The 15,967-nt window shown below is 69.8% G+C and carries 19 protein-coding genes and 5 tRNA genes; 5 read left to right on the plus strand and 19 right to left on the minus strand.

Annotated elements, in window-relative coordinates:
* Positions 1–2: 2 nt before the first annotated feature.
* Positions 3–962: a thiamine-phosphate kinase gene (locus tag ACZ4NB_RS24045; RefSeq protein ID WP_467664585.1), complete on the minus strand. Its 960-nt coding sequence runs from the start codon at positions 960–962 to the stop codon at positions 3–5.
* 158 nt (positions 963–1,120) lie between these two features.
* On the opposite strand from ACZ4NB_RS24045, the gene ACZ4NB_RS24050 reads away from it, so the two are divergent.
* Together ACZ4NB_RS24050 and ACZ4NB_RS24055 are read left to right on the plus strand one after the other, a co-directional pair.
* Entirely contained in the window at positions 1,121–1,354 is a 234-nt protein-coding gene (locus ACZ4NB_RS24050; protein ID WP_384433720.1) for an Lrp/AsnC ligand binding domain-containing protein, read from the plus strand.
* Between the two features lie 9 nt (positions 1,355–1,363).
* Positions 1,364–1,855, plus strand: a complete 492-nt coding sequence (locus tag ACZ4NB_RS24055; protein WP_467664587.1) for a DUF3515 domain-containing protein — start codon at positions 1,364–1,366, stop codon at positions 1,853–1,855.
* Here ACZ4NB_RS24055 and ACZ4NB_RS24060 read toward each other — a convergent pair.
* The 3 genes from ACZ4NB_RS24060 to ACZ4NB_RS24070 form a co-directional block, all read right to left on the minus strand.
* Positions 1,852–2,988: a D-alanine--D-alanine ligase family protein gene (locus tag ACZ4NB_RS24060; RefSeq protein ID WP_467664589.1), complete on the minus strand. Its 1,137-nt coding sequence runs from the start codon at positions 2,986–2,988 to the stop codon at positions 1,852–1,854. The genes ACZ4NB_RS24055 and ACZ4NB_RS24060 overlap by 4 nt on opposite strands.
* Before the next feature lie 299 nt (positions 2,989–3,287).
* Positions 3,288–4,289, minus strand: coding sequence for an NAD(P)H-dependent glycerol-3-phosphate dehydrogenase (locus ACZ4NB_RS24065; protein ID WP_467664591.1), 1,002 nt, complete (start codon positions 4,287–4,289; stop codon positions 3,288–3,290).
* Positions 4,286–5,149: a lysophospholipid acyltransferase family protein gene (locus tag ACZ4NB_RS24070; RefSeq protein WP_467664593.1), complete on the minus strand. Its 864-nt coding sequence runs from the start codon at positions 5,147–5,149 to the stop codon at positions 4,286–4,288. Before ACZ4NB_RS24070 ends, ACZ4NB_RS24065 begins: the two co-directional genes overlap by 4 nt.
* A 161-nt stretch (positions 5,150–5,310) precedes the next feature.
* Between ACZ4NB_RS24070 and cofC the strand changes: the two genes are divergently transcribed.
* Positions 5,311–5,961: a 2-phospho-L-lactate guanylyltransferase gene (gene cofC, locus ACZ4NB_RS24075; RefSeq protein WP_467664595.1), complete on the plus strand. Its 651-nt coding sequence runs from the start codon at positions 5,311–5,313 to the stop codon at positions 5,959–5,961.
* Here cofC and ACZ4NB_RS24080 read toward each other — a convergent pair.
* The 5 genes from ACZ4NB_RS24080 to leuC all read right to left on the minus strand — a co-directional run bounded on the left by ACZ4NB_RS24080 (position 5,942) and on the right by leuC (position 9,431).
* Positions 5,942–6,145 (minus strand): hypothetical protein, encoded by a 204-nt coding sequence (locus ACZ4NB_RS24080; protein ID WP_399147158.1) that lies wholly within the window; start codon positions 6,143–6,145, stop codon positions 5,942–5,944. The genes cofC and ACZ4NB_RS24080 overlap by 20 nt on opposite strands.
* An 88-nt stretch (positions 6,146–6,233) precedes the next feature.
* The gene (locus ACZ4NB_RS24085; protein WP_393493920.1) at positions 6,234–6,896 is read right to left on the minus strand and encodes an HU family DNA-binding protein; all 663 of its coding nucleotides are present in this window, start codon (positions 6,894–6,896) and stop codon (positions 6,234–6,236) included.
* Positions 6,897–7,021: 125 nt separating this feature from the next.
* A complete protein-coding gene (locus ACZ4NB_RS24090) occupies positions 7,022–7,267 on the minus strand; it encodes an SCO5555 family protein (protein ID WP_384433744.1) in 246 nt (81 codons plus the stop codon).
* A 136-nt stretch (positions 7,268–7,403) separates the two neighbouring features.
* Positions 7,404–7,997, minus strand: a complete 594-nt coding sequence (leuD, locus tag ACZ4NB_RS24095) for a 3-isopropylmalate dehydratase small subunit (RefSeq protein WP_384433747.1) — start codon at positions 7,995–7,997, stop codon at positions 7,404–7,406.
* Positions 7,998–8,000: 3 nt separating this feature from the next.
* Complete coding sequence (gene leuC / locus ACZ4NB_RS24100) at positions 8,001–9,431, minus strand: 3-isopropylmalate dehydratase large subunit (protein WP_467664597.1); 1,431 nt, start codon at positions 9,429–9,431, stop codon at positions 8,001–8,003.
* 175 nt (positions 9,432–9,606) lie between these two features.
* Here leuC and ndgR point away from each other — a divergent pair, with 175 nt between their 5' ends.
* Positions 9,607–10,323, plus strand: coding sequence for an IclR family transcriptional regulator NdgR (gene ndgR / locus ACZ4NB_RS24105; protein WP_006602884.1), 717 nt, complete (start codon positions 9,607–9,609; stop codon positions 10,321–10,323).
* 125 nt (positions 10,324–10,448) lie between these two features.
* Here the strand turns inward: ndgR and ACZ4NB_RS24110 are convergent, their stop codons facing one another.
* Entirely contained in the window at positions 10,449–10,928 is a 480-nt protein-coding gene (locus ACZ4NB_RS24110) for a DUF4188 domain-containing protein (RefSeq protein WP_467664599.1), read from the minus strand.
* A gap of 90 nt (positions 10,929–11,018) precedes the next feature.
* Here ACZ4NB_RS24110 and ACZ4NB_RS24115 point away from each other — a divergent pair, with 90 nt between their 5' ends.
* Positions 11,019–11,666: a MerR family transcriptional regulator gene (locus ACZ4NB_RS24115; RefSeq protein ID WP_467664601.1), complete on the plus strand. Its 648-nt coding sequence runs from the start codon at positions 11,019–11,021 to the stop codon at positions 11,664–11,666.
* A gap of 44 nt (positions 11,667–11,710) precedes the next feature.
* On the opposite strand, the gene ACZ4NB_RS24120 is transcribed toward ACZ4NB_RS24115, so the two are convergent.
* The 9 genes from ACZ4NB_RS24120 to ACZ4NB_RS24160 all read right to left on the minus strand — a co-directional run bounded on the left by ACZ4NB_RS24120 (position 11,711) and on the right by ACZ4NB_RS24160 (position 15,631).
* Positions 11,711–11,783 (minus strand) — tRNA-Glu (locus ACZ4NB_RS24120).
* Positions 11,784–11,824: 41 nt separating this feature from the next.
* Positions 11,825–11,896, minus strand: a tRNA-Gln gene (locus ACZ4NB_RS24125).
* Positions 11,897–11,912: 16 nt separating this feature from the next.
* Positions 11,913–11,985, minus strand: a tRNA-Glu gene (locus tag ACZ4NB_RS24130).
* 62 nt (positions 11,986–12,047) lie between these two features.
* Positions 12,048–12,120 (minus strand) — tRNA-Glu (locus ACZ4NB_RS24135).
* Between the two features lie 21 nt (positions 12,121–12,141).
* Positions 12,142–12,213 (minus strand) — tRNA-Gln (locus ACZ4NB_RS24140).
* An 87-nt stretch (positions 12,214–12,300) separates the two neighbouring features.
* Entirely contained in the window at positions 12,301–13,026 is a 726-nt protein-coding gene (locus ACZ4NB_RS24145) for an HAD family hydrolase (RefSeq protein ID WP_467664603.1), read from the minus strand.
* Positions 13,027–13,109: 83 nt separating this feature from the next.
* Complete coding sequence (gene gltX / locus ACZ4NB_RS24150) at positions 13,110–14,591, minus strand: glutamate--tRNA ligase (RefSeq protein WP_467664605.1); 1,482 nt, start codon at positions 14,589–14,591, stop codon at positions 13,110–13,112.
* The gene (locus ACZ4NB_RS24155) at positions 14,584–15,357 is read right to left on the minus strand and encodes a fumarylacetoacetate hydrolase family protein (protein WP_467664607.1); all 774 of its coding nucleotides are present in this window, start codon (positions 15,355–15,357) and stop codon (positions 14,584–14,586) included. Before ACZ4NB_RS24155 ends, gltX begins: the two co-directional genes overlap by 8 nt.
* A gap of 82 nt (positions 15,358–15,439) precedes the next feature.
* On the minus strand, positions 15,440–15,631 hold the full coding sequence (locus ACZ4NB_RS24160) for a hypothetical protein (RefSeq protein ID WP_393493942.1): 192 nt from the start codon (positions 15,629–15,631) through the stop codon (positions 15,440–15,442).
* Positions 15,632–15,967 lie beyond the last annotated feature (336 nt).

Raw genomic sequence — 15,967 nt, forward strand, 5'->3', positions numbered from 1 at the left:
CTCTACTCGTTGTCCCCGAAGTGGTCCCAGCCGGCCTTCGCCCAGGGGGCGCCGTCCACCGTCACCTGCGGCAGCGCGGACGGGTTGAGCACCTCTCCGATGACCTTCCACCGGGCGGGCAGCTTCACATCCGGCGGGAAGGTGGCCACGATCGCGTGGTCCTCACCGCCGTTGAGCACCCACTGCATCGGGTCCACGCCGACCGCCGTGCCGATGTCGGACATCTGCGAGGGGATGTCGATCGCGGCGGACCGCAGATCGATCCGGACCTTGCTGGCCTCGGCGATATGCCCCAGGTCGGCGACGAGCCCGTCGCTGACGTCGGTCATGGCGGTGGCGCCGAGTCCGGCGGCCGCCGGGCCCGCGTGGTACGGCGGCTCGGGGCGGCGGTGCGCCTCGACGAAGGCCCGCGGTGAGCGGAAGCCTCGGGTCAGCACGGCGTGCCCGGCGGCGGACCAGCCCAGCCAGCCGGTCACCGCGACCACGTCACCGGGCTGGGCGCCGGCGCGGGTGACCGGCTCCTGGTTGCGCAGGTCGCCGAGCGCGGTGATGGCGACGGTGATGGTGTCGCCGCGCACGACGTCGCCGCCGACGACCGCGGCCCCGGCCACCTGGCACTCGTCCCGCAGGCCGTCCATCAGCTCGGTCGGCCAGGTCGCGGGGAGCTCGGCGGGGACGACCAGGCCGAGCAGGATCGCGGTGGGCACCGCGCCCATCGCCGCGATGTCGGCGAGGTTCTGTGCGGCGGCCTTGCGGCCGACGTCGTAGGCGGTGGACCAGTCGCGCCTGAAGTGCCGGCCCTCCAGCAGGATGTCGGTACTGGCGACCACCCTGCGGTCCGGCGCGGTGACGACCGCGGCGTCGTCGCCCGGCCCGATCCGTACCGCCGGAGTGGAGGTGAGCCGGGAGGTGAGCTCCCTGATCAGCCCGAACTCCCCCAGCTCCCCCACGGTGCCCTTCATGCTGTTGCCCTTCCCATGTGTACGGACGGTCCGTACGTGGCTGACGGCTGCGCCCCACTTCTCCTGTTCACCGCGCGGGTCTCCCCGCTCCGCGCGGTGACGCGGTACCGTGGCGTCCCTTCTTCCCACATGATCCTCGTAGCCGCCCTGGAGGTTCCGTGGTACAGGCCTACATCCTGATCCAGACCGAGGTCGGCAAGGCCTCGGCGGTAGCGGAGGTGATCTCGAAGATCTCCGGCGTGCTGCAGGCCGAGGACGTGACCGGCCCTTATGACGTCATCGTGCGCGCCCAGGCCGACACCGTCGACGAACTGGGTCGGATGGTGGTCGCCAAGGTCCAGCAGGTGGAGGGCATCACCCGCACCCTTACCTGTCCGGTCGTTCATCTGTAGCTCCCCCGTATGCTCGGCCGGGTGATCTGTGCACGTCGCCGGTACCTGGCCCTGCCCTTGCTCACCGTGCTGGTCGGCGCGGTGAGCTGTTCGTCTTCCCAGGACGTGGCCGTCCCCTCACCCCCCGGTGAGGCGGCACGGCACTGCCGGGCGCTCCACAAGGAACTGCCGCGGACCGTGGACGGGCTGGCGCGGCGTGCCGCCGAGCCCGTTTCCGACTTCACTGCCATATGGGGCGATCCTGCCGTGAAACTGCGCTGCGGGGTGCCGAAGCCCGACGTCCTGACGTACGGGAGTGAACATTACAACCCCAAGGCCGACGCGGCGGAAGTCAACGGCGTCGAATGGCTCTTCGAGAAGCAGGACGACGGCTACCGCTTCACGACCGTGCTGCGCAAGGCGTATGTCGAGGTGACCGTCCCGGGGAAGTACGCCCCCGAGGTCGATGTGCTCACCGACCTCGCGGGCGCCGTGCGCAGGACCGTGCCCAAGGGCGTCTAGCGCAGCCCCGTCGAGCGCCGCAGTGCGGCCTGGAGCAGCCGGTCGATCAGCTCCGGGTAGCTCACACCGCTCTCCTGCCACATCCGCGGGTACATGGAGATGGGCGTGAACCCGGGGAGCGTGTTGATCTCGTTGATCACGAACTCGCCGTTCTCCTGGAGGAAGAAGTCCGCCCGCACCAGGCCCTCGCAGGAGGCCGCCTCGAAGGCCGCGACGGCCAGCTCCTGGACCTTGGCGGTCTGCTCGGCGGTCAGCGGCGCCGGCACGATCCCGGTGGCCGAGTCGATGTACTTGGCCTCGAAGTCGTAGAAGTCGTGCGCGGTCACCGGCGGGATCTCGGCCGGGACACTGGCCCGCGGGCCGTCCTCGAACTCCAGCACCCCGCACTCGATCTCGCGGCCGCGCAGCAGCGACTCCACGAGGATCTTGGGGTCGTGCCGGCGGGCCTCCTCGATGGCCTCGTCCAGGCCGGTGAGGTCGTCGACCTTGCTGATGCCCATGGAGGAGCCGGCCCGGGCGGGCTTCACGAAGAGCGGCCAGCCGTGTTCCGCGGCGAAGTCCACGATCTTCTTGCGGGCGGCGGCGGGATCGCGGTCCCACTCCCGCGGGCGGATGACCTCGTACGGGCCGACCGGCAGCCCGAAAGAGGTGAACACCCGCTTCATGTAGTCCTTGTCCTGGCCGACGGCGGAGGCGAGTACGCCCGAGCCGACGTAGGGCACGCCGGAGAGCTCCAGCAGGCCCTGGAGGGTGCCGTCCTCGCCGTAGGGGCCGTGCAGGACGGGGAAGACCACGTCGACCTCGCCGAGCGCCTTGGGCACCGAGCCCGGCTCGCTGTAGACGACCTCGCGGCTGGTCGGGTCGACGGGGAGCACCACGGAGCCGTCGGCGGACTCGGCGAGCGCGGCCACGCTGGGCAGCTGCCGGTCGGCGATGGCCATCCGGTCGGGGTCGTCAGCGGTCAGCGCCCAGCGGCCGTCGGTGGTGATGCCGATGGGCAGCACGTCGTACTTCTCGCGGTCGATGGCGCGCAGCACGGCTCCGGCGGTGAGTACGGAGATGGCGTGCTCGGAGCTGCGTCCGCCGAACACGACGGCGACGCGGGGCTTGTGGGAGGAGGTCTGGCTGCTCATATCGCGTTGAGGGTACCTGCTGGTAGTGGCTGCGTCAGTGCTGCGGCGGCCACTGGTGGCGTGGCGGTGCCGGGAGGGCCTTTCAGGGACCTGCCTGAGGGCTTTCCGGTAATCCCCGGTGGATCAGCGCACGGCGTCAGATGCACGGCGTTCTCCCCCACGCCTTGAGAGCGCGGGAGGGGTCCCACCGCGAACTCCGTCTCGGCCCTTCGTCCGTTCCTTGGAAGCCGAGCCGCATCGCAAGGCGGAGGGGCGTCCGGACACTGGGCGTATCCGGACCGGGGATTACGGGAGAGCCCTTAGTGCCGCTCGGACTTCGCGGTGCGCGACATCAGGTCCTTGAGGGCCACCATCGGGGGCTTGCCCTCGTGGACGATGTCCACGACCGTCTCGGTGAGCGGCATGTCGACGCCGTGCCGGCGGGCCAGATCCAGTACGGATTCGCAGGACTTGACGCCCTCGGCGGTCTGCTTGGTGACCGCGATGGTCTCCTGAAGCGTCATCCCGCGGCCGAGGTTGGTGCCGAAGGTGTTGTTGCGCGACAGCGGCGAGGAGCAGGTGGCGACGAGGTCGCCCATACCGGCCAGGCCCGCGAAGGTGTGCGCGTCGGCGCCCATGGCCAGGCCGAGCCGGGTGGTCTCGGCGAGCCCCCGGGTGATCAGGGACGCCTTGGCGTTGTCGCCCAGGCCCATGCCGGTGGCGATGCCGACGGCGAGCGCGATGACGTTCTTGACCGCGCCGCCCAGCTCGCAGCCCACCACGTCGGTGTTGGTGTACGGGCGGAAGTACGAGGTGTGGCAGGCGGTCTGCAGCCGTCGGGCGACCGACTCGTCGGTGCAGGCGATGACCGCGGCGGCGGGCTGCCGGGCCGCGACCTCCTTGGCGAGGTTGGGGCCGGTCAGCACGGCGACGCGCTCCGCGGGGGCCTTGGCGACCTCCTCGATGACCTCGCTCATGCGCTTGGCCGTACCCAGTTCGACGCCCTTCATCAGGGAGACCAGGATCGTGTCGGAGGGCAGCAGGGGCGCCCACTCGGCGAGGTTGCCGCGCAGCGTCTGGGAAGGGACGGCCAGGACGGTGAACTCCGCGTCCCGTGCCGCCTGTGCGGGGTCGGTGGTGGCCCGTACGGACGCGGGGAGCTCGACCCCCGGCAGGTAGTCGGGGTTGGTGCGGCCGCTGTTGATGGCGTCGACGAGGCCGGCGCGGCGCCCCCACAGGGTCACCTCGCATCCCGCGTCGGCCAGCACCATCGCGAATGCGGTGCCCCAGGACCCCGTGCCGTAGACGGCGCAGCGCGTCACTTGCCTTCATCCTCCTGTGCCTGCTGGGTGCTTCGGGCCTGCTGCGGGGCGGCGGCGCCCTCGGTGGCGGCGGCCGGCTCGGCGGCCCGGTCCGTCACGGCGGTCCGGCCGGTCCTGGCGGCCTCCCGGGCGGCGCGGCGCTCCTGGGCGATCGCCTTGCGCCAGTCGTACGGTTCGGCCGGCGCCGGCTCGTCGCGGAGCTCGGCGAGCTGCTCGGTGATCGCGGCCATGATGCGGTCGGTGACGGCCCGCAGCACCTCGGCGGTCGGCTCCTGGTCGTAGTACGCGCTCAGGTCGACCGGCGGTCCCGCCTTGACCTTCAGGGTCTTGCGCGGGAGCAGCTGGAGCTTGTTCTCCTTGGCGTACGGCGGCATCGCGTCGTTGGCGCCCCACTGCGCGACGGGGATGACCGGCGCCTTCGTCAGCAGGGCCACCCGCGCGGCACCGGTCTTGCCCTGCATGGGCCACAGCTCGGGGTCGCGGGTCAGGGTGCCCTCGGGGTAGAAGGCGACGCATTCGCCCTTGTGGATGGCGGTGACGGCGGCGCGGAACGCGGTGGCGGCGTCGGTGGTTTCCCGGTAGACGGGGATCTGGCCGGTGCCGCGCATCATCAGACCGACAAAGCCGCTCTTGAAGAGTCCGGCCTTGGCGAGGAATCGGGGGACCCGCCCGGTGTTGTACTGATAGTGCGCATACGAGAGCGGGTCGAGATACGAGTTGTGGTTGACCGCGGTGATAAAACCGCCGTCGGCTGGAATGTGTTCCATTCCCCGCCAGTCCCGCTTGAACAGAACCAAGAGCGGCGGTTTGCAGATGACCGCGGCCAAGCGGTACCAGAAGCCGATTCTGCGGCGGGACACTGGGACACCCTCCTTGTGGGACCTGTGATGCTGCTGCGGGCCGGCAGCCGCACAAGTGTCGCCCCAGGTACCCGCTATGTCGAGGACACCGTAACCCCGGCGCTCCCGGAGAGCGGCGGCAGCGGGTGAGAATGGCGCCGATGCGAAGAGACGGAGCGGATGTGGGCTGGAGCCTGGTCGTGCCGCTGAAGCCGCTGGTGCGGGCCAAGAGCAGGCTCTCTGGGGCGGCCGGCGAGGAGTTTCGGCCCCGATTGGCCCTGGCCTTCGCCCTGGATACCGTGACAGCGGCGCTGGCCTGCGAAGACGTACGGGATGTGGTGGTTGTCACGGATGATCCGCTCGCCGGGGAGCGTCTTACGGCCCTCGGGGCGCGGATCGTGCCCGACACACCGGCGCGCGGGCTCAACGCGGCACTGGCCCATGGGGCGAGCACGGTGCGGGCGCACCGGCCGGGCGCGCCGGTCGCCGCGTTGAACGCCGACCTTCCGGCACTGCGCCCGACCGAACTGGAACTGGTGCTCCATTCCGCTTCGCTATTTCCCCGTGCATTTCTCGCGGATGCGGCGGATATCGGGACAACACTTCTGACCGCGACTTCCGGAGTGGAATTGGCACCGGCATTCGGCGGCGCCTCGCGGGCCCGTCACCTGGCGTCCGGAGCGCGGGAGATCACCACACCGGACGTGGTGTCGGTACGCCGGGACGTGGACACCGGGGAGGACCTGCTGGCCGCGCTGGCGCTGGGCGTGGGCCCGCACACGGCCCGCCAGGCGCCGCGGCTGCCGCCGCCGGTCAGAGCGTCTGGAGCGTGATCAGGTCGATATGCCGGGCGTCGCCCTCGCCGGTGACCTCGATCCGGACCCGCTGACCGGGCCGCAGCAGCAGCAGACCGCCGGCGTCGAAGGCCGCCGCGTCGAAGGGCAGCGGGGTGCCGTCGTCCAGCAGCACGCTGCCGGAGCGGGTGTCGGAGTCGTACGTGTACGCGGTGGCCTGCATGGCACAGAGCCTAGACGGCGCCCGAACGCACCGCGGGCCGGGCTCCCCGGAGGGAGACCGGCCCGACGCATGGCGTCGCCGCTGCTGGTTACCGCTTGCGGGCGGTGGTCTTCTTCGCGGTGGTCTTGCGGGCGGTGGCCTTCTTGGCGGGGGCCTTCTTCGCCGTCGCCTTCTTGGCGGGGGCGGTCTTCTTCGCCGTGGCCTTCTTCGCCGTGGTGGCCTTCTTGGCCGTGGTGGCCTTCTTGGCGGTGGTCGCCTTCTTGGCGGTGGTCTTCTTCGCCGTCGTCTTCTTGGCGGTGACCTTCTTCGCCGTGGTGGTCTTCTTCGCCGCGGCCTTCTTGGCGGTGGTCGCCTTCTTCGCGGCGGCCTTCTTGGCGGTGGCCTTCTTCGCGGCGGCCTTCTTGATGGCCGCACCGCCGGTCAGGCTGCCCTTGGGGGCCTTCTTGACGGCGACCTCGCCGCCCTTGGGGAGCTTCTTCGAGCCGCTCACCAGGTCCTTGAAGCCCTGACCGGCGCGGAAACGCGGCACTGAGGTCTTCTTGACCCGCACGCGCTCACCCGTCTGCGGGTTACGGGCGTAACGGGCCGGACGGTCGACCTTCTCGAACGAGCCGAATCCGGTGACCGAAACACGGTCGCCGGTGACAACTGCGCGGACGATTGCGTCGAGTACCGCATCGACCGCGTCCGCGGCGTTCTGGCGGCCGCCGAGCTTGTCGGCAATGGCTTCTACGAGCTGCGCCTTGTTCACGTCTTCCCCTTCGGAGACATTGCTGGAACGAAAGTTTCCAAGCTTTTTCGCACGTTAGGCAGATATATACCGCAAATCAAACACGAAACGGGCTAATCACCCTTGTGCCGCAACGAACTCGACCTTCACGGACTTCCGTCGGCGTGCACATCTTCGGGATAACGACCTTCGTCGAGGTCTTCCATGAACCACTCCAGACGCCTTGCCGCGTCCGCAAGATCGTGTTTAGCCGCGGCCGTGATGACGAGCAGCTTCCGGTTCAGCGCCATCCGTACGCCCTCCGGGACTTGCAGTGTCCGCACTCTTGCGTGTGCGTCCTTGAGACGGTCGGCGACGAGACCGTAGAGCTTGAGTTGGTCGTCGCGTTCCATGCGCTAATTGTGCCATCTGCGGCGAGTTGTCGCTTCACGGGGCCTCAACAGCAGCCTGAACAAGCAGATGCGCCCCCTGCCAACTGCACAGGGGGCGCATCGTACGCAATATGGCTTTGAGCCATAAAACCCGAGGTCAGACCTCCATCGTACGCGGCTTGAACGACGGCCGGTTCGCCTCGTACGCCACGATGGAGGGCTCCTCCCGAAGGGTGAGGCTGATGTCGTCCAGCCCCTCCAGCAGACGCCAACGGGCGTTCTCGTCCAGCTCGAAGTCGGCGGTGACGCCCTGCGCGCGGACCTGCCGGTCGACCAGGTCGACGGTCACCTCGGCGGTCGGGTCGGCCTCGACCAGCTGCTGCAGCCGGTCCACGGTCTCCTGCGGCAGGACCACCGTCAGCAGCCCGTTCTTGAGGGAGTTGCCACGGAAGATGTCCGCGAAGCGCGAGGAGATGACGGCCTTGAAGCCGTAGTTCTGCAGCGCCCAGACGGCGTGCTCGCGCGAGGAGCCGGTGCCGAAGTCGGGGCCGGCGACCAGCACCGTGGCGCCCTTGTACGCCTCCTGGTTGAGGACGAACTCCGGGTCCTTGCGCCAGGCCTCGAACAGCCCGTCCTCGAAGCCGTCGCGGGTGACCTTCTTCAGCCAGTGGGCCGGGATGATCTGGTCGGTGTCGACGTTGCTGCGGCGCAGCGGGACGGCCCGGCCGGTGTGGGTGGTGAAAGCTTCCATGGTTCAGACTCCCGCGGGCGTGGCGACGGCGACGTCGGACAGGTCGGCCGGTGAGGCCAGATGGCCGAGAACCGCCGTCGCGGCGGCGACCTGCGGCGAGACCAGGTGGGTACGGCCACCCTTGCCCTGACGGCCCTCGAAGTTGCGGTTGGAGGTGGACGCGGAGCGCTCACCGGGCGCCAGCTGGTCGGGGTTCATGCCCAGGCACATCGAGCAGCCCGCATGCCGCCATTCGGCGCCGGCCGCGGTGAACACCTTGTCCAGGCCCTCGGCGACGGCCTCCAGGGAGACCCGCACCGAGCCGGGAACGATCAGCATCCGTACGCCGTCGGCGACCTTGCGGCCCTGGAGGATGGCGGCCGCGGAGCGCAGGTCCTCGATGCGGCCGTTGGTGCACGAACCTACGAAGACGGTGTCCACGGTGATCTCGCGCAGCGGCTGACCCGCCGTCAACCCCATGTATTCCAGGGCCTTTTCGGCGGCCAGCCGCTCCGAGGCGTCCTTGTACGAAGCCGGGTCGGGGACGCTCGCCGAAAGCGGCGCGCCCTGGCCGGGGTTGGTGCCCCAGGTGACGAACGGCGACAGCGAGGCGGCGTCGATATGCACCTCGGCGTCGAAGACCGCGTCGTCGTCGGTGCGCAGCGTCTTCCAGTACGCGACCGCGGCGTCCCAGTCCTCGCCCTGGGGCGCGTGGTCGCGGCCCTGGAGGTAGTCGAAGGTGGTCCGGTCGGGGGCGATCATGCCGGCCCGCGCGCCCGCCTCGATCGACATGTTGCAGATGGTCATCCGGGCTTCCATCGACAGCTTCTCGATGGCCGGGCCGCGGTATTCCAGGACGTAGCCCTGACCGCCGCCGGTGCCGATCTTGGCGATGATCGCCAGGATCAGGTCCTTGGCGGTGACGCCCTCGGGCAGCTCGCCGTCGACGGTGATCGCCATGGTCTTGAAGGGGGCCAGCGGCAGCGTCTGGGTGGCCAGGACGTGCTCGACCTGGCTGGTGCCGATGCCGAACGCCAGGGCGCCGAAGGCTCCGTGGGTGGAGGTGTGGCTGTCACCGCAGACCACCGTGGTGCCGGGCTGGGTCAGTCCCAACTGCGGTCCCACGACGTGGACGACTCCCTGCTCGACGTCTCCCAGCGGGTGCAGCCGGACGCCGAACTCCGCGCAGTTCTTGCGCAGCGTCTCCAGCTGCGTGCGCGAGACCGGGTCGGCGATGGGCTTGTCGATGTCGAGGGTCGGGGTGTTGTGATCCTCGGTGGCGATGGTCAGGTCCGTCCGGCGCACCTGGCGGCCGGCCTTGCGGAGGCCGTCGAACGCCTGCGGGCTGGTGACCTCGTGCAGCAGGTGCAGATCGATGAAGAGGAGGTCGGGCTCGCCTTCCGCGCGCCGGACGACATGGTCGTCCCAGACCTTCTCCGCGAGTGTCCGTCCCATCGCTTTCCCTCCGGCCGGCCGCTTTGCCGGCCTTGCTCGTCCATGCGCGGGTGCCCGCAGAAATCCCCCTGCCGGGCCTTACGCCGGGCCCTGGTCGAGGGCCACACCTACAGATTGACGACTTCCCTGGAAAATTGAACTTGCGTTTCACAGTGTGAGACGCGAGTATCGTTGCATGGACAACTCTAGCGGCGTCGGCGTTCTCGACAAGGCGGCTCTGGTTTTGAGCGCCCTGGAGTCCGGTCCGGCCACCCTCGCCGGGCTGGTCGCGGCGACAGGGCTTGCACGACCCACGGCCCACAGGCTGGCCGTGGCTCTGGAACACCACCGGATGGTGGCGAGGGACATGCAGGGCCGGTTCATCCTGGGCCCGCGGCTCTCCGAGCTGGCCGCGGCGGCCGGCGAGGACCGCCTGCTGGCCACGGCCGGGCCGGTGCTCACCCACCTGCGCGATGTGACGGGCGAAAGCGCCCAGCTCTATCGGCGGCAGGGCGATATGCGGATCTGCGTGGCGGCGGCGGAGCGGCTGTCCGGACTGCGGGACACCGTCCCGGTCGGCTCCACGCTCCCGATGAAGGCGGGCTCGGCCGCCCAGATCCTGATGGCCTGGGAGGAGCCGGAGCGGCTGCACCGCGGCCTCCAGGGCGCGCGCTTCACGGCCACCGCCCTGTCCGGCGTACGGCGCCGCGGCTGGGCCCAGTCGATCGGTGAGCGCGAGCCGGGCGTGGCCTCCGTCTCCGCCCCCGTGCGCGGCCCCTCCAACCGCGTGGTGGCCGCCGTCTCGGTCTCCGGACCGATCGAGCGGCTGACCCGCCACCCGGGCCGGATGCACGCCCAGGCGGTCATCGACGCGGCGGCCCGCCTCTCCGAGGGCCTGCGGCGAAGCGGCTGACCTCCCCGCGCCGGTGCGGAGCGGGGCGGAAGCCGTTGTCGGTTGCGGTCACACCCGCCAAAAGGGGCGGCCTCGTGCGGATGATCCGTACAGGGGCCGCCCCCTTTCGACTCTGTCGCCCCGCCTCAGTCCCCCAGGCGCTGTGCCGCCCGCTCCCCGCGGCGGCCCACCGGCACCAGGCCGCGGGCCCGCCCCAGGCCGTGCGGCGGCATATCGCCGTAGATGGTCTCGTACGAGCCCGCCGGCACGACGTAGGTCTCGTGCCAGATGCCGACCGCGTCCCCGCCCGCGCGCGCCCGCCGGTTGAAGGCGGCCCAGGCCGGCCGGTGCTCACCGTTCTGGTCGCTCGCGTACGCCAGCAGCTTCTCCTTGGACTCCCAGTACTGCAGGACCGAGAAGTTCCGCAGCCCCGGCATGGGGCGGACGCCGAGCAGCCCCCGCGCCGGGTCCTGCGCCAGCTCCTTGAGCATGCGCGGCATCGCCCGGAACACCGGAAGCCAACTGCGCACCGCCCGCCACTTGTTGACCCGCATACCGATGAGGAAGATCACCACCCCGTCGGTACCGTCCGCCGTCATCCGCCCCTGCACCGGCTTACCACCCATGACAACCCCCTTCGTCACGCCGCCCGGCGTTGGATAGCGGCGCTATCCATGTTTGGATAGTGCCACTCTCTAATGAAGGGCGCAAGAGTCATGCGACTGGCAGAGCTCAGTGAGCGCAGCGGGGTGTCCACCGCCACGATCAAGTACTACCTGCGCGAGGGGCTGCTGCCTCCGGGCCGCCGGATCACCGCCACCCAGTCCGAGTACGACGAGGAGCATCTGCGGCGGCTGCGGCTCGTCCGGGCCCTGATCCAGATCGGCCGGGTGCCGGTGAGCACCGCCCGCGAGGTGATCACCGCCGTCGAGGACGACTCCCACGACCAGCTCTCCCGCCTGGCCACGGCCGTCGAGGCGCTCCCGACCGGCCGGGGGCCCGAGGAGCGCGATCCCTCGACGGACCTGGCCCGGCACACCGCCGCCGAGCTGCTGGAACGCGTCGGCTGGCACTACGGGCTGGCGATCGCCGACCACGCCCGGGCCTTCCAGACGCTGGTCGCGGCCATCGCCGCGCTGCACCGCCTCGGCTACCCGTGCGGCCTCGCGGATCTGCTGCCCTACGCCCGCTCGGCGGCCGGGCTCGCGGTGAGCGAGCTGGACCTGGTCGAGGAGTACCGGACCCCGGCGGAGCGGGTGGAGGCGGCGGTGGCACTGACCGTGCTCTACGAGCCGGTGCTGCTGAGCCTGCGCCGGCTGGCGGAGGCCGAGGAGTCCAACAAGCGCTTCGGCGACGGCCCTTGACGCGGAAAGGCCCCCCGCATGATGCGGAGGGCCTTCCTCTTCTGTACCCCCGACCGGATTCGAACCGGCGCTACCGCCTTGAGAGGGCGGCGTGCTAGGCCGCTACACAACGGGGGCAAGTTTTCCTGCAGTTGAGCCTGTCACGAGGACACGCTGCGCTGGGCTACCAGGACTCGAACCTAGACTAAATGAACCAGAATCACTCGTGCTGCCAATTACACCATAGCCCATGGTGGTTTAGACCAGTACCCCCGACCGGATTCGAACCGGCGCTACCGCCTTGAGAGGGCGGCGTGCTAGGCCGCTACACAACGGGGGCCCTAGCGATCCTGCATGAGTGACAGTGGGTGCGACCCGGACTGTCTCCCTGGGAAGGATCTGTACCCCCGACCGGATTCGAACCGGCGCTACTGCCTTGAGAGGGCAGCGTGCTAGGCCGCTACACAACGGGGGCTTTGCAGATGAGCTCTGCGAGCTGGCCTACCAGGACTCGAACCTAGACTAACTGAACCAGAATCAGTCGTGCTGCCAATTACACCATAGGCCATCAAAGCGCAACCCCCCTCGGGGGGCTGATTTGATCTGCGCCTCCCGGCCGGACCTTTCGGCCCTCTCGGGCGGCGCAGGAAGAACATTACCTGATCGTGGACGGGGCTCCAAAACCGATAACTCCGCGCAACAGCTCGGGGAGCTCCGCCAGGCTCGCGATCCGCCGGATGCCCGGTGGCAGCTCCTCGCCGGTGTCCGTGCGGTCCAGCCATACGGCGGCCAGCCCGGCGTCCCGGGCACCGAGCGCGTCGATGTCGAGCCGGTCGCCGACGTAGAGCACCTCCTCGGGCGGGAGGCCGAGCGCGTCGCAGGCGACCGTGAAGGCTTCGGGGGCGGGCTTGGCGTGCCCCAGCTCGTCGGCGCACAGCACGGCCTCGAAACGAAAGCGGATCCCCAGGGCGGCCAGCTTGCGCTCCTGGTTGGCGGTGGAGGAATTGGACAGCACCGCCTGGCGGACCAGCGGCGCCAGCGCCTCCAGGGCGGGTGCGGAGTCCGGGAAGAGCACCCAGGACGCTTCGTAGTGCGCGACGTACCGGGCGAACCAGGCGTCCGCCTCGTCGTCGCTCAGCTCGGTGCCCAAAAACCTCCGGGCGCGCCCTCTGCGGTGGTCGAGGAACCCCACCTCACCTGCGAGGAGGCGGGCGAACTCGGTCTCCATGGCGGCGCGCCAACGCGCCAGCGCCGCCTCCTCGCCGCCGTACGCGGCCAGCAGTCCCTCCGCCTTCAGGTGGCGCAGCGCACCGGCGCGGTCCGACCCGGTGTAGTCGAAGAGGGTGTCGTCGATGTCCCACAGGACGGCGCGGACGGGCATACCGGCAATCTAGCCCGAGCCGTCCGGGTACGCCTCGGGCCCGGAAGCCGTGCGGCGTCCGGGCCCGAGGGGTGGCTGCGAGGTCAGCCGGCCAGCTTGGCCAGGGCCGCGTCGATGCGCTGGAGGGTGCGCTCCTTGCCGAGGACCTCCAGGGACTCGAAGAGGGGCAGGCCGACCGTGCGGCCGGTGACGGCCACCCGGACGGGGGCCTGGGCCTTGCCGAGCTTGAGCCCGTGCTCCTCGCCGGCGGCCAGCACGGCCTCCTTGAGGGGCTCGGGGCCCGCGGTCCAGTCGGCGGCGTCGAGCTTGGCGCGGGCCGTGGTGAGCAGCGCGACCGGGTCGCCCTTCATCGCCTTCGTCCAGGACGCCTCGTCCTCGACCGGCTCCTTGCGGAAGAGGAAGTCGACGTTGGCGGTGATGTCGGAGAGCACCGTGAGGCGGGTCTGGGCGTGCGGGGCGATGGCCTGCCAGGCGGCCTCGTCGAAGTCCTCCGGGGCCCAGTCGGCGAACGGGGCCTTCAGCCAGGGCTCGCAGGCCCTGATGAAGTCCTTCACGTCCAGCTGCCGGATGTGGTCGGCGTTGATCGCCTCGGCCTTCTTCAGGTCGAAGCGGGCCGGGTTGGCGTTGACGTCCGCGATGTCGAACTTCTCGATCAGTTCCGGCACCGAGAAGATGTCCTGGTCGGCGGAGAAGGACCAGCCGAGCAGCGCAAGGTAGTTCAGCAGGCCCTCGGGCAGGAAGCCGCGGTCGCGGTAGAGGTTGAGGGATGCCTGCGGGTCGCGCTTGGAGAGCTTCTTGTTGCCCTCGCCCATGACGTAGGGCAGGTGGCCGAAGGCCGGGATCTCCTTCGCCACGCCCAGTTCGATCAGGGCCCGGTAGAGGGCGATCTGGCGGGGGGTGGAGGAGAGCAGGTCCTCGCCGCGCAGGACGTGGGTGATCCCCATCAGGGCGTCGTCGAGGGGGTTGACCAGGGTGTACAGCGGGGCGCCGTTGGCGCGCACGATGCCGTAGTCCGGGACGTTCTCCGGGGTGAAGGTCAGCTCGCCGCGCACCAGGTCGGTGAAGGTGATCGGCTCGTCGGGCATCCGGAAGCGGATGATCGCGGTGCGGCCCTCGGCCTCGTACGCGGCCTTCTGCTCGGCGCTCACCTCGCGGCACTTGCCGTCGTAGCCCGAGGGCCTGCCGGCCTTGCGGGCGGCGTCGCGGCGCTCGTCGAGCTCCTCGGTGGTGCAGTAGCAGTGGTAGGCGTGGCCGGCGGCCAGGAGCCGCTCGACGATGTCCCGGTAGATGTCCATCCGCTGGGACTGGCGGTACGGCGCGTGCGGGCCGCCGACCTCGGGGCCCTCGTCCCAGTCGAAGCCGAGCCAGTGGAAGGAGTCCAGCAGCTGGTTGTAGGACTCCTCGGAGTCGCGGGACGCGTCGGTGTCCTCGATCCGGAAGACCAGGGTGCCCTTGTTGTGCCGTGCGTAGGCCCAGTTGAACAGGGCCGTACGGATCAGGCCGACATGGGGGTTGCCGGTCGGGGAGGGACTGAAACGGACGCGGACGGGGGTCGCGTTAGCCACGCTTGATCACCTTGTTGGTGAGAGTGCCGATGCCTTCGATGGTGACGGCGACCTCGTCGCCGACGTTGAGGGGGCCGACCCCGGCCGGGGTGCCCGTGAGGATGACGTCACCGGGGAGCAGGGTCATCGCCTCGGTGATGTGGACGATGAGGTCCTCGATCGGGCGGACCATGTCACTGGTGCGGCCGAGCTGGCGCTGCTCGCCGTTGACGGTGCACTGGATCGCCAGGCCCGCCGCGACGTCCGCCGGGGTGAGCTCGGTCTCGACCCAGGGGCCGAGCGGGCAGGAGCTGTCGAAGCCCTTGGCCCGGGCCCATTGCTTCTCTCGCCGCTGGACATCGCGCGCGGTGACGTCGTTGGCGCAGGTGTAGCCGAGGATGACGTCCTTGGCGCGCTCGCGGGGCACCTCGCGGCACATCCGGCCGATGACGACGGCCAGCTCCGCTTCGTGGTGCACCTCCTCGGAGAACGAGGGGTAGGCGATGGGGTCGCCGGGGCCGACCACCGAGGTGGACGGCTTGAAGAAGGTGACCGGCACGTCAGGGACGTCGTTGCCCAGCTCGGCGGCGTGCTCGGCGTAGTTGCGGCCCACGCCCACGACCTTGTTGGGCAGGACGGGCGGCAGCAGCCGGACCTTGTCCAGCGGGACCTTCTGCCCCGAGCGCTCGAATTCCGCGAAGGGATGCCCCTTGATGACGTCGAGTTCGTCGCCTTCGACGACGCCGAAGCCGACGTTGCCGTCGATGGAGAATCTGGCGATGCGCACGGGTTGCCGCTGCCCCTCATTGATCACTGGCCGGAGTTGACACTCCAGGCTATCGCGGGGCCGCGGCCCGTCCGCAGCGCGATTACGCCGGGACGCCCTGCTCCGGCGCGTCCATCAGGACCGTGCGGCGGGGGTTGGCGGTCTGCTGGGGCAGCTCGACGGTGTGCTCCGGCACCTCGGGGGCGGTGGCGCCGAGCTCGTCGGCGTCGGTGAGGTGGGCCAGGGTGGTGCGCCGCGGATTGGCTATGTTGCGGAACATCATCGTCGTCTTCACTGCTGCATGCCTCGCGAAGGTCAAAGGGACGGAAAGAGGTCGCGGAAAGCCGTCTTGTCGTTTCCGGCAACCGTGTAAAGCGTCAGGCTATGCGGGCTATTCCCTGCGAAGTGATGGAGAACTCGACGATCTTCCTGTGAGTTTGCTCACGAACTGTGTGACAAATGCCGCATTTTCCTTGATCAACATCCTTGGGCGAATCGGACAATGGCGGATTGAAGCGCACGTTCCGCTCCCGATCACCGCACCTGGGACAGCGGGTGAGGGCGATCGACTCGCGGGCAAAAGTCCGTTATCTACCGCAGAAACCTCTACAAGTCGTGACGTGGTCCATAC

This window comes from Streptomyces sp. NPDC026575, assembly GCF_055567415.1.

Coding starts and splice junctions, on each gene's coding strand:
- ACZ4NB_RS24045 (WP_467664585.1), bottom strand. CDS start 962: ATGAAGGGCACCGTGGGGGAGCTGGGGGAGTTCGGGCTGATCAGGGAG.
- ACZ4NB_RS24055 (WP_467664587.1), top strand. CDS start 1,364: ATGCTCGGCCGGGTGATCTGTGCACGTCGCCGGTACCTGGCCCTGCCC.
- ACZ4NB_RS24060 (WP_467664589.1), bottom strand. CDS start 2,988: ATGAGCAGCCAGACCTCCTCCCACAAGCCCCGCGTCGCCGTCGTGTTC.
- ACZ4NB_RS24080 (WP_399147158.1), bottom strand. CDS start 6,145: ATGCAGGCCACCGCGTACACGTACGACTCCGACACCCGCTCCGGCAGC.
- ACZ4NB_RS24090 (WP_384433744.1), bottom strand. CDS start 7,267: ATGGAACGCGACGACCAACTCAAGCTCTACGGTCTCGTCGCCGACCGT.
- leuD (WP_384433747.1), bottom strand. CDS start 7,997: ATGGAAGCTTTCACCACCCACACCGGCCGGGCCGTCCCGCTGCGCCGC.
- leuC (WP_467664597.1), bottom strand. CDS start 9,431: ATGGGACGGACACTCGCGGAGAAGGTCTGGGACGACCATGTCGTCCGG.
- ndgR (WP_006602884.1), top strand. CDS start 9,607: ATGGACAACTCTAGCGGCGTCGGCGTTCTCGACAAGGCGGCTCTGGTT.
- ACZ4NB_RS24110 (WP_467664599.1), bottom strand. CDS start 10,928: ATGGGTGGTAAGCCGGTGCAGGGGCGGATGACGGCGGACGGTACCGAC.
- ACZ4NB_RS24115 (WP_467664601.1), top strand. CDS start 11,019: ATGCGACTGGCAGAGCTCAGTGAGCGCAGCGGGGTGTCCACCGCCACG.
- ACZ4NB_RS24145 (WP_467664603.1), bottom strand. CDS start 13,026: ATGCCCGTCCGCGCCGTCCTGTGGGACATCGACGACACCCTCTTCGAC.